The sequence below is a fragment of the Pseudoalteromonas sp. TB51 genome, assembly GCF_000498055.1.
GTDB lineage: Bacteria > Pseudomonadota > Gammaproteobacteria > Enterobacterales > Alteromonadaceae > Pseudoalteromonas > Pseudoalteromonas atlantica.
The window spans coordinates 18,076-29,656 of record NZ_AUTO01000198.1; the positions used below are offsets into that span (position 1 = coordinate 18,076).

12 protein-coding genes and 1 pseudogene are annotated in these 11,581 nt (G+C 41.4%); 12 read left to right on the forward strand and 1 reads right to left on the reverse strand.

Annotated features, from left to right (window positions below; genetic code table 11):
* Window positions 1-60: 60 nt before the first annotated feature.
* Window positions 61-969 (reverse strand): 1-aminocyclopropane-1-carboxylate deaminase/D-cysteine desulfhydrase, encoded by a 909-nt coding sequence (locus L650_RS0110585; protein WP_029773092.1) that lies wholly within the window; start codon window positions 967-969, stop codon window positions 61-63.
* 77 nt (window positions 970-1,046) lie between these two features.
* Between L650_RS0110585 and L650_RS0110590 the strand changes: the two genes are divergently transcribed.
* The 12 genes and pseudogenes from L650_RS0110590 to L650_RS23750 all read left to right on the forward strand — a co-directional run.
* Complete coding sequence (locus L650_RS0110590) at window positions 1,047-1,979, forward strand: hypothetical protein (protein ID WP_029773093.1); 933 nt, start codon at window positions 1,047-1,049, stop codon at window positions 1,977-1,979.
* Window positions 1,976-2,575 carry a PilN domain-containing protein gene (locus L650_RS0110595; RefSeq protein ID WP_029773094.1) on the forward strand — a complete coding sequence of 200 codons (600 nt, stop codon included), beginning with the start codon at window positions 1,976-1,978 and terminating at the stop codon, window positions 2,573-2,575. Before L650_RS0110590 ends, L650_RS0110595 begins: the two co-directional genes overlap by 4 nt.
* Window positions 2,572-3,252 carry a hypothetical protein gene (locus L650_RS0110600; RefSeq protein WP_024032505.1) on the forward strand — a complete coding sequence of 227 codons (681 nt, stop codon included), beginning with the start codon at window positions 2,572-2,574 and terminating at the stop codon, window positions 3,250-3,252. Before L650_RS0110595 ends, L650_RS0110600 begins: the two co-directional genes overlap by 4 nt.
* Window positions 3,230-3,553, forward strand: coding sequence for a mannose-sensitive agglutinin biogenesis protein MshK (locus L650_RS0110605; RefSeq protein WP_004585744.1), 324 nt, complete (start codon window positions 3,230-3,232; stop codon window positions 3,551-3,553). The genes L650_RS0110600 and L650_RS0110605 overlap by 23 nt, the downstream gene beginning before the upstream one ends.
* Window positions 3,537-5,195, forward strand: a complete 1,659-nt coding sequence (gene mshL, locus L650_RS0110610; RefSeq protein ID WP_029773095.1) for a pilus (MSHA type) biogenesis protein MshL — start codon at window positions 3,537-3,539, stop codon at window positions 5,193-5,195. The genes L650_RS0110605 and mshL overlap by 17 nt, the downstream gene beginning before the upstream one ends.
* Before the next feature lie 2 nt (window positions 5,196-5,197).
* Entirely contained in the window at window positions 5,198-6,100 is a 903-nt protein-coding gene (locus L650_RS0110615; RefSeq protein ID WP_029773096.1) for an ExeA family protein, read from the forward strand.
* Window positions 6,097-7,287 carry a tetratricopeptide repeat protein gene (locus L650_RS0110620; RefSeq protein WP_029773097.1) on the forward strand — a complete coding sequence of 397 codons (1,191 nt, stop codon included), beginning with the start codon at window positions 6,097-6,099 and terminating at the stop codon, window positions 7,285-7,287. The genes L650_RS0110615 and L650_RS0110620 overlap by 4 nt, the downstream gene beginning before the upstream one ends.
* Window positions 7,284-9,016 (forward strand): annotated as a pseudogene (locus tag L650_RS0110625) (GspE/PulE family protein). Before L650_RS0110620 ends, L650_RS0110625 begins: the two are co-directional and overlap by 4 nt.
* Window positions 9,003-10,220, forward strand: a complete 1,218-nt coding sequence (locus tag L650_RS0110630; protein WP_029773098.1) for a type II secretion system F family protein — start codon at window positions 9,003-9,005, stop codon at window positions 10,218-10,220. The pseudogene L650_RS0110625 and the gene L650_RS0110630 overlap by 14 nt, the downstream one beginning before the upstream one ends.
* 5 nt (window positions 10,221-10,225) lie before the next feature.
* On the forward strand, window positions 10,226-10,810 hold the full coding sequence (locus L650_RS0110635) for a hypothetical protein (RefSeq protein WP_024032498.1): 585 nt from the start codon (window positions 10,226-10,228) through the stop codon (window positions 10,808-10,810).
* Between the two features lie 22 nt (window positions 10,811-10,832).
* Window positions 10,833-11,360: a prepilin-type N-terminal cleavage/methylation domain-containing protein gene (locus tag L650_RS0110640; protein WP_029773099.1), complete on the forward strand. Its 528-nt coding sequence runs from the start codon at window positions 10,833-10,835 to the stop codon at window positions 11,358-11,360.
* Window positions 11,361-11,369: 9 nt separating this feature from the next.
* The coding region (locus tag L650_RS23750) for a type IV pilin protein (RefSeq protein ID WP_164835554.1) at window positions 11,370-11,581 on the forward strand (212 nt) is incomplete at its 3' end.

The window sequence follows — 11,581 nt, forward strand, 5'->3', positions numbered from 1 at the left end:
CAGCACCGTGGTAAAACTGGCCCTAAGTAAGCATGTTTTAATGCCCAGAGGTTAATAGCCCTAGATCAGGCCACGATATTTTAGCCCATTGAGCCCCTGTAAACCGCCTGTATGAATCGCCATTATATGACTACCAGCAGCAAAGTAATCTTGCTCGATAAGTTGCCATAGTGCATACATCATTTTACCGCTGTATATAGGCTCAAGAGGTAAGTTATGTTGCTGCTGCATGCGTTGGCAAAACTGCCATAAGTCATTACTAAATTTGCCATAACCGCCATCATGAAACTCAGTAAGTAGCTGCCAATTGGATTGCTGAGCTGCTTTTTTACTGAGTGCTGTAATTTCTTTGTTCAAGTACTCGGCTTGTTTTAATACCGCAATTCCTAACAGCTGTGTGGCCTCATAGCTACCTTCAATTAAGCCTGCAAGTGTTCCTCCACTTCCTGTGGGACATACTAAGTAATCATGCTTTGGTAAGTTTTTAGCAAGCTCAGCACACCCAGGCAGGGCGTATGTATTACTTCCACCTTCTGGAATTATATAGGCTTGTGTAAAGCGTGCTTGCAACTGGGCTAAATAATCTGGGTCATGGCGCTGCTTATATTCAATACGAGTAACCGCATGTAAATCCATTGCACACTGTTTAGCAAATTGCAGGGTGGGGTTTTGAGTATCTAAGTGTGGCCCTCTAATTATGGCGTGGGTTTTTATATTAAATAGTTTACCCGCCCCTGCACAGGCGTGAACATGATTAGAAAAAGCCCCCCCAAAGGTGAGTAGTTGTGTTTTATTAAGGGCTTGCATTTGCTGTAAATTATATTTTAGCTTGCGCCATTTGTTACCACTTATTAGTGGGTGAAGTAAGTCATCTCTTTTTATACTTAACCGTATGTTTCTCTTTTTTAGACAGTCGCTATCTATTTGTTGTATTGGACTTTCTTTTTCAATATTAAATAAGTTAAGCATTATTTCTCGCGTTTAAACTTGCAAACTAACAATCTTGTACGACACTTAATTAATCTCTTATTAACAATAGTAGCTATATGAAAAAAAAGCTGTTTTCGTTGTTATCTTGGTTAAATCGCAGTTTAGACTCAAGCACAGCGATTGGTATTGCTACTTATGCAGATACAGTAAACGCGGTGTGTTTAAAAAAAAATCAAGGGCAGTGGTACGTACATAACTCACACAGTGTGAATGTAGAGGACCAAACGGATTATACAGTCGCTATTGCAACTTGCACAAATGAAGTTTGCGCTGAGGTGTGCCCTGTAAATTTAGTGGTTCCTCATTATTTTTATCAAATAGTGCAAATGGATAAACCCATGCTGAGTGACGAAGAGATCATTCAATCCCTACCATGGACAACAAAAGACTTAGTTGATATTCCACCAGAGAACATTGTTGCCGACTTTATCGATTACCCCATTATTCAGCCTATGCAAAGCAGTAAAATGAATGTGTTTATTACTAATAAACTACAGTTGCTGCCTTTTATTGATAGCTTTTCAAAAATAAAGCCTGTGCTCAGAGCAATGACCTCGGAAGAAATGATTTTAGTGACCTTGTTTGGCGAAGATAAAAGCGCGCACATGCTTATAGTGCAACATGCAGGGCATGAGCCGCGTATTTTAATTATTCGTGATGGTCAGCTTTTATTAGCTAGGCGTTTAAACGGGTTTTTAGGCATTTCAGATAAAGAGCGCACACACGGTTTGGTTGAAGCCTTAGGGCTTGAGATCCAACGATCAATGGATTTTTTTGAAAGCCAACTAAAACAGCCTCCTATCAGAAGCATTCAGCTGCATTGCGATGATTTATCGTCTTTGACGTTAAGGGCAGGCCTTGCAGAATTTTTGCAAGTAAAGGTTGTTGATTTTAAACCTAATATAGATTTAGCACAGGAGCTCGAACCAAGCTTTTATTACGCATTAGGCGCAGCGTATCAATTAACCGATCCGGATTCAGTGCTATGAAAACACGGATTAATTTTTACCAAAAAGCCATTAGGGTTAGACGCGACCCCGTGCCTTTTAAAGGAATGCTGTTGCTGTGGCTAGGTACATTGCTAGTGGTTGCATTAACTTGGTTGTTTTATTTATACGAAGAGCACAATAGCCAGCAATTACTTACACAAAGCCAAGCTTATCTAAAGCAAACGCAACAGCAATTAAACGCGGTAAAGCAGCGATTAGCTGATAAACAAAATAAATCGCATTTGATAGATGAGCTAAAAGTACTGCAACAAGAAATTTTGCATAAACAGCAGGTGTTTGATTATTTAGAAAACACATCCATGCACACGAAAACGGATTATGCCGATGTAATGCGCGATTTGGCAGCGTACCACGAACCGCAAATTTGGCTTGATCAGATAAAATTTGAAGGCCAAAAAGTAATGCTCAAAGGGCGTACTCAGCAAGCCAAATTTTTACCTATTTGGCTTGCTAATCTCAAGCAATCGAGCTTTTTTAAAGGGAAGGAGTTTTCAGTGCTGGAGCTGTCGAGCAGTGATGGCGTGAGCGAGTTTAATGTGGCTACAGAACTTAGTTCAAGTGAGGTAGCACAATGAATGAGCAAAATGAAAATAAAGGCTGGCCATTATTCGTTAAATACCAAGCACAATTTGCGGCATTACAGCAGCGGGAAAAGTATTCTGTGCTGTTTGTTGGCTTATTTCTTATTGTTTATTTAGGTTTATGGTTTGTGGTGTTTCCACAGCAAGATGCAGTAAATAGTTTACGCGTGGAACAAAATACATTGTGGCAAAAACTCAATCAAAATGAAGCACAGCTCTCTATGCTTACCCAGGCATTAGAGCATGACTACACTAAAGTACTCAGAAATCAGGTAGGGCAAACCCAGCGCGAGCTAGAAGATATAAATAATAAGTTAAGCACGTTTAGCCAAGGCTTTATTTCAGCAAACAAAGTACCTGCTGTATTAAAGGATTTATTAGTAAATACTCCCGATGTGCAAGTGGTTGGCTTTAGAGTAAACCCAGCAAAAGCAATTGATGTAGAAAAACTCGGTGAGCACGATACGCAAACCTTGTTTTTCGAACACCAAATGGTGGTTACTTTGCAGGGGCGCTATTTTAGCTTACAGCAGTATTTAGAAGGCCTTAAAGCTAGCCAACAAAAGTTGTTAATACAGCAGTTTAACTATCAGGTGCAAACATACCCAAATGCAGAGTTAACATTACAAATAGCAACGGTGAGTGCCAATGAAAAATTTATCGCTTTATAGTTTGTCTGTATGTTGCGTGTGTTTTTTTTCTGTTAGTTCAGCTGAAATACTGCGCGATCCTACTCAGCCAAGCAATGCACCAATACTAAAAGGCGCTGCAGTTAGCAATACAGCGCTGTCGTTACAGTCAATTATTAAAACCGAAAAGCAATACAAAGCGATTATTTCTAAGCAGGTGTATAAGCCAGGAGATGTAATAGGTGAATTTCGGGTGCTAACAATAAACGCCAATTCAGTGTTGTTAGCAAATGATGATAAGCAAATAAAATTAGAATTATACGACTATGAAATTAAAAAATAATATAACAAAGCCATGGCTTGCGCTTATTTTAATACCGCCTTTTTTAACAGCGTGCCATAGTTTTAAGCCCGGAAAAGAGATTCAGCCACACATAGCGCAAGAGCTTGCTCCTATAAGCAACAATGCTAAAAGTGTTGCCCCGGTAGAGGTGAGTAGCGCACTTACACAAAGCTTACTTTCGTCACTTAATAGCGAGCAAAGTTTAATAAATGAGTTAGCTGTAAAGCGTTTTGATGTAGCCGCAAAAGAGGTAGAAATAAGCTCATTTTTTAATGGATTAACTGCTGATACTCCATACAGCGTGGCAGTACACCCAAAGGTGAGCGGAGTTATTTCTTTAAATTTAAAAAACGTAACGTTTGAAGAAGTTATAGCTGTTATTAAACGCATGTACCCGTTAGATATTGTCCAAGAAGGTCGTATTGTGCAGGTGTTACCAGCGGTCATGCGCACAGAAACTATACCGGTTAATTATTTAATGATGCAGCGCCATGGGCAATCAACGGTAAGTGTTGTTGCGGGTGGAGTGAGCCAGTTTTCACAAAACAACTCAAGTTCAAATTCAAGCTCAAACAGTAGTAATAATTCGAGCCAAAATAATCAGTTTGGCAGCGATAATCAAAATACCGAGCTAAATGGCTCTCGCATCCAAACAATTAACCAAAACGACTTTTGGAAGGAACTTGAGCTTGCTCTTAAATCGCTTATTGGTTCAAACGATGGTCGTTATGTGGTTGCCAGCCCACAGGCAAGCTTGGTTACGGTTAATGCATTACCCAGTGAAATAAACCAGTTAAAAGACTTTTTACGTCAAAGCCAAGAAAACCTTCAGCGACAAGTTATTCTTGAGGCTAAAATTGTCGAAATAACCTTAAAAGATGAATACCAACAAGGGGTTAACTGGGAGCGAATTTCTAGAGGGTTAGAAGGTGGGGTGTCGTTTGCAACTACAGCAGGCAGCATAGGTAATTCTATTTCAGCTACTTTAGGAGGGGTCTCCTCGTTAACGATTGAAAAAGGCGACTTTAGTGGCGTAATTAGTTTGCTTGAAACGCAGGGCGACCTGCAAATGCTTTCTAACCCGCGTGTAACTGCAACAAACAATCAAAAAGCCGTGATTAAAGTGGGGCAAGATGAGTACTTTGTTACTAACGTTTCGAGCACAACAGTAACGGGCACCTCAACGACTACGTCACCAGAAATAGATCTAACTCCGTTTTTTTCGGGAATTGCCTTAGATGTCACACCACAAATCGATAAATATGGCTCAGTTATTTTGCACGTTCACCCATCGGTAACCGAAACAGAAGAGCAGCTCAAGGTGATTACATTAGATGATCAGCGTTTTGAGTTGCCGCTTGCACAAAGCAATATTCGTGAATCTGATACGGTGATCCGTGCTCAAAGTGGTGAAATAGTCGTAATTGGTGGGTTAATGCAAACCACCACAGAAGATGAAGAATCGAAAACACCCATTTTGGGCGATGTGCCAATATTAGGTAACTTGTTTAAAAGTATTAGTAAGCGCCAAGAGAAAAAAGAGCTCGTTATTTTAATCAAGCCAACGGTGGTGATGCCCGACACGTGGAAAAAGCAACAAGCTCACAGCCGCGCGCTGTTAAATACATGGTATGAGAACTAACTATGTATTTGAGCTTTTTTAATTTAAGTGAAATGCCTTTCACCTTAACCCCAAACACCGAGTTTTTTTGTGCACTTGAGCCGCACCACGAAGCGATGCAAGTACTTACCACAGCGCTAGAAATGGGGGAGGGATTTATAAAAGTAACAGGAGAAGTAGGGACTGGCAAAACCTTACTATGCAGAAAACTTTTAAATCAAATTGAAGAAGACTACTTTGTGGCTTATTTACCTAATTCTTATTTAAGCCCTGAAGAATTACGCTGGGCTATTGCTGTAGAACTTGGCATGGAGGTAGATAAAAGCCTAGATCAACAATCGTTAAGTCAGCAAATAAACCATTACTTATTAGAGCTGCAAGAAGATAACGAACGGGTTGTATTACTGATAGATGAAGCGCAGTGCCTGAGTTGGGATACACTTGAAGCGCTTCGATTATTTACAAACCTAGAAACCGAAACCGAAAAGCTTATTCAGGTGGTGCTATTTGGCCAACCTGAATTAGATGAAAAACTTGCCAATAGTAAAGTGAGGCATCTACGCCAGCGGATCAGCTTTTCCTACTCATTGCGTGCAATGACCGCCAGTGAAGTTATTTATTATATTAACCACCGTTTACAGGTGGCAGGCTTTAATCAGCCACCACTATTTACTAATCGTTTAGGATTAAAAATAGCGCGTGCGAGTCGAGGAATACCCCGTTTGGTCAATATTTTATGCCATAAAGTTTTACTGCAGGCATACGGTGAAGGCCTTAATAAAGTAACACCGCGCCATATACATCTTGCCATTGCAGACACCGAAGATTGCAAAAAGCACCATGCTAACCATTACTGGGCTTACAGCTTAGTCGCTATTAGTGTTTTTGCTATTGCAGTTATGTGGGTATGGAGGCAATGGTTATGAGTGTTATTAATAACATGCTAAAAAATATCGACCAGCGCCAAACTGCACAGCGTAATCAGCAAAGTGGCGGGGTCGATATTCCCCCTGTACGCGACTACCACGATGTATTATTTAAAGTGCTGAGTGTTTTATTAGCGATTGTACTAATTTTTACAGCCTACCTTTATTTACCTTTTGCACAGGCACCACAAGCAAGTAGCGACACGGCTGAAAAAGCATATGCGGTTAATAATAACAGCCAGCCGATTGAAATTGCCCAAGCTAAAATTACCCCCGTAATTAAGCCCTTAAAACAATTAAGCGAAGAAAACACTGGCGCTAAAGCAGCTCATATTAATGCAGATACGCAAAAAGAGCTGGCGCAGGTACAAAGCAATAACGCACTGCCTAATCAGCCAAAAGACGAAGTAATACAGCAACACGCTGCAGACAAAGCCGCGCTACTGAGCCAAAAAGCAAGCCCCACAGAAGCAAGCGTACAAGTAGCCACTAGCACAGAAATAAATTCCCCAGTTGAAGCAAAAAGCAGTGCACCAGTAAAAAGCATTACACAGGCTGAGCAGCCGCCCGCTGAAAATAAATTAGTAAAAACTGCCAGTGTTAAGCAAAGCAAAGCCCAGCGCATAGCACAGCAATTAAAGCGTGCTAAACAAGCGTTGGAATTTGCTTTATATGATGATGCGATTAGCGATTTAACCGCGATTTTACAAACACAACCTGAGCATATAGAAGCGCGTAATTTACTCGCGGCAACGTATTTTCAGCAACAAGATGTACTTATGGCTCAGCAGCTATTAGTTGCTGGCATAAAAATAAACCCTGAGGTTGTGCAGTGGCGCGTAATGCTCAGTAAAATTTTAATTATGCAACAAGAGTACGAAGGCGTGCTTAAACTGCTTATAACCGAACTTGAGCCGCAAGCAAACTTGGAGTTTTGGGTATTAAAAGGCACTGCAGCACAAAATGCGCAGCAACATCAAATAGCGCTTGCGAGTTTTACACAGCTTACACAGCTTCAGCCTCAGCAGGCTAAATGGTGGCTGGCGTTAGCTACTTCAAAAGATGCGTTGGGGGAGTTTGCTGATGCAAAGCACCTTTATAAAGTTGCCCTAGATTTAGGCGGTTTAAATGCCGCAATGACGCAACATGCACTACAGCGCTTAGTCGCATTGAAGGAGGCTGTATGAGACCCAGTTTAAAAATGCGTTTAGGGGACTTACTCGTTCATGAGCAAATGATCACCGAAGCACAGCTAAGTGAAGCACTTAATGTGCAAGCTGCGTCAGGGCGAAAGTTAGGGGCTACATTAATTGCGCTTGAGTTTATAAGTGAGCCGCAATTATTGCGCTTTTTAGCCCAACAATTACAAATACCGTTTTTAGATATATCGCAGCGCAAAATATCTTCAGATGTATCTAAATTACTTTCAGAGGTTTATGCCAGACGCTACCGAGCATTAGTAATAGAAGATAACGGTGATTCTGTGTTAGTCGGAATGAGTGACCCCGCTGATTTGAGAGCATTGGATCAGTTAGCGCCAATGCTAGCACCTAAGCGAATTGAGCTTGCTGTTGTGCAAGAAAGCCAGCTTATGGCAGCGTTTGATAATGTGTACCGCCGAACAGAAGATATTACTAACTTTGCTGAAAAGCTACACGAAGAATACGAAGACGTAGAAGAGTTTGATCTTAATTCCTTAGCAGATGAAACCTCTGACGCCACTGTAGTAAAACTACTGCAATCTATATTTGAAGATGCAGTACAAGTACGTGCCTCAGATATCCACATAGAACCCGATGAAAGGCTATTACGCATTCGCCAACGAGTTGATGGTGTATTGCAAGAGCACACATTAAACCAAGTAAAAATAGCCTCTGCTTTAGTACTTAGGCTAAAGCTTATGTCGGGGTTAGATATATCGGAGAAGCGGTTACCGCAAGATGGCCGTTTTAATATAAAAGTGCACGCGCACAGCATTGATGTACGTTTATCGACAATGCCTGTGCAATATGGCGAGTCAGTTGTGATGCGGTTGCTCGACCAATCTGCAGGGCTTTTATCGTTAGATGAAACGGGCATGCCGGTGCATATTTTAAAACGCCTGCGCAGCATTATAAAACGTCCTCATGGCATGGTGTTAGTGACTGGGCCTACCGGCTCAGGAAAAACGACCACCTTGTATGGCGCTTTAAGTGAGCTTAATCAACAAGAAAGTAAAATTATTACCGTAGAAGATCCGGTTGAATACCGCATTGGACGGGTAAACCAGGTGCAAATAAACAACAAAATAGGCTTAAGTTTTGCCAGTGTATTAAGAACCACGTTACGCCAAGACCCCGATATTATTATGGTTGGCGAAATGCGTGACCAAGAAACCGTTGATATAGGGCTAAGGGCTGCATTAACAGGCCATTTAGTGCTTTCTACGTTACATACCAACGATGCCATATCAAGCGCAATGCGCTTAATTGATATGGGAGCACCCGCTTATCTAGTTGCAAGCTCACTACGCGCTATTATTGCTCAGCGCTTAGTTAGGCGTATTTGCAATGAATGTAAAACACCGTATCACCCAGATAAACAAGAACAAAGCTGGCTTACCTATTTAGGCGAAGATATTAGCAGCACACAGTTTTGGCGAGGCCAAGGCTGCACAGCATGTAGCCATAGCGGCTANGCTACAAAGGCAGGGTGGGGATTTTTGAGCTGTTAGAAATGAACGACGCTATGATGGATGCCCTGCGTATTAACGACACACAGCGCTTTGCCGAAGCGGCTAAAAATAGCGCTAATTTTGCACCGCTTTCTTATATGGCTTTAACGTATGCAAAGCAAGGCATTACCTCGTTAGATGAGGTATTTAAAGTGGCTGAATATGTACCTGAAGTGGTAGGTGATGACGATGCAGCTTTATAGTTACAAAGCCAAAGACGCAAAAGGTGCGCTGGTTAAAGGGCGTGTTGAGGCAAATAATGAGGCCGGTGTTGCCGATAGCTTATTAAAGCGCCAGTACATACCTATTTCAATTTCGTTAGTTGAAACAAAAAACAATATAAAGTTATTCGATAACTTATTTAGCGAAAAAATAACCCTTGATGACATGATCATGTTTTCACGGCAAATGTATTCTTTACTTAAAGCCGGTATCCCCATTATTAGGGCAATGATAGGGCTTGCTGATACCACGCAAAATAAAGAGTTTAAAAGTGTGTTGCTTGAAGTAACACGCCAGCTCGAACAAGGCCGTGAACTATCTAGTGCGTTAGCTATACACAACAAGGTGTTTAGCCGCTTAACTATCTCTATGGTTAAAGTCGGAGAAGGCTCGGGACGATTAGAAGATGCGTTTTATCAACTGGCTATTTATTTTGAAAAAGAGCAAGAGACTCGTAAGCGCATAAAAGCCGCTATGCGTTACCCCACTTTTGTTATTTTGGCGCTTTTAGTTGCGATGATCATATTAAATATTTTTGTGATCCCTACCTTTGCCAGCATGTTCGAAAAGTTTGATGCAGAGCTGCCTTTAATGACCCAGATCCTCATTGGCACCAGTAACTTTTTTGTCAATTATTGGTGGCTGCTAGCGCTAATGTTAGTGGGGGGAGTCGTTGCATGGCGTCGGTATTTAAATACGGCGGCTGGGCGCTTTAAGTGGGATCACCACAAACTCAAAATTCCATTTGTAGGCGATATTTTAAAACGCACCTTACTTGGCCGTTATAGCCAAAGCTTAGCCATGGTGCTGCGCTCGGGCGTCCCTATGACGACAGGGCTGTCGTTAACGGCCCATGCAGTTGATAACAGCTACATGGAAAAAGCCATTATCGCCATGCGTCAAGATATCGAAAAAGGCGATAGTTTGTTGCGGGCTTCGCGAAGTAGCGAGCTATTTTCACAGTTGGTACTGCAAATGGTAGCAGTGGGTGAAGAAACTGGTCGCGTAGATGAGTTATTACAAGAAGCAGCTGATTTTTACGAACGAGAAGTCGATTACGATTTACGCAGTTTAACCGCAAAAATAGAGCCCATTTTGACGGTGTTTGTTGCCATTATGGTGCTTATTTTAGCACTCGGTATTTTTATGCCAATGTGGAACATGATGTCGGCTATTAAAGGGTAGCCATTGTGACTAACGGTCGTGTTCGTGCAACAGGTTTTTCGTTATTTGAGCTCGTTTTAGTAGTTGTTTTACTGGCAGTTATTATGGCTTTTGCTATACCTCAATACATAGGCATTAAAAATCAGGCACACAATGCGAGTGTGGATGTGGTGGCTGGTGGATTTGCCTCTGCGGTGTTGATGGTCAAAGGTCAGTGGGAATTATCGGGGCGTCCAAAGGGCGTTAATAATACAACACATATTAATTACGGAGGTGTCATTGTTGGTGTCGATGGACACAGAGGCACACCAACGGGTGATAAAACGACTAATACTGATACGCGGGCCAGCGCAATGACTGCACTGCAATGCCAAAAAGTATTAAGTGTAATTTTACAAGATGCGCCTACAAGCACATTAAGTACTGAGGTTTCTATAATAACCAAGGTGAGTTATTTAGTGCGTTATAACACTAAAAACAACCAGTGTATTTATTATTTAACTCATAATTTAAACACCAATAACCTACCTACCGATGGCGCCGTTATGGCTAAAAAAGTAGGGTTTTCGTACTTTCCAACAACAGGCAAAGTGCAAATTTTTAAAAACTAAGTAATTATAAAGAGGCTTACTTATGAAAACGCAGTCATTAAAACAACCAATGAATAAGCAAGCAGGTTTTACGCTTGTTGAACTAATAATTGTAATTGTAATTTTAGGTATTTTAGCGGTGACCGCTGCCCCTCGTTTTTTAAACCTGCAGGGTGATGCTAACGCTTCTACACTCGAAGGTTTACAAGGCTCAATTCGCAGTGGTATGAATATTGTTAATGGTAAGTCTATTATCGCCAGTACCCATAAAAAAGCTTCAGATTCGGTTTCTGTAGATAGTGGTGCAGACGTATCTATAGTTTATGGCTACCCTGCAGCGACAGAAGCAGCTTTTGAAGCTTTTTTAGATGTAGAATTTGCATCTGATGATTCTGCAGATTTTAACCTTGTAGCAGTTGCTGCTGATGAAAAAGCAATTATTTTCCCTAATAGCTACGTGCAAACTGATGATTGCCGTATTGAGTATACACAAGCAGCAGATGCAAACGACGGCACACCGCCTGTGTCTGTGACGCCTCCTACTGTTACGCTTATTACGAGTGGGTGTTAATTTACATAAATGAATAGCAGTAGTAATCAACGATTGCGTGGCTTCACACTGGTTGAATTAATTATTACTTTAGTTATTTTGGGCATACTGTCGGTAACGGCAGTGCCCAAGTTGCTAGGAAGTTCAACAGAGCAAGCATACTCATACAGAGATAGGGTATTAAACGCCCTACGCACAGTACAATTACGCGCGATGCAAAATACTGCAACAAGCAGCTGCCA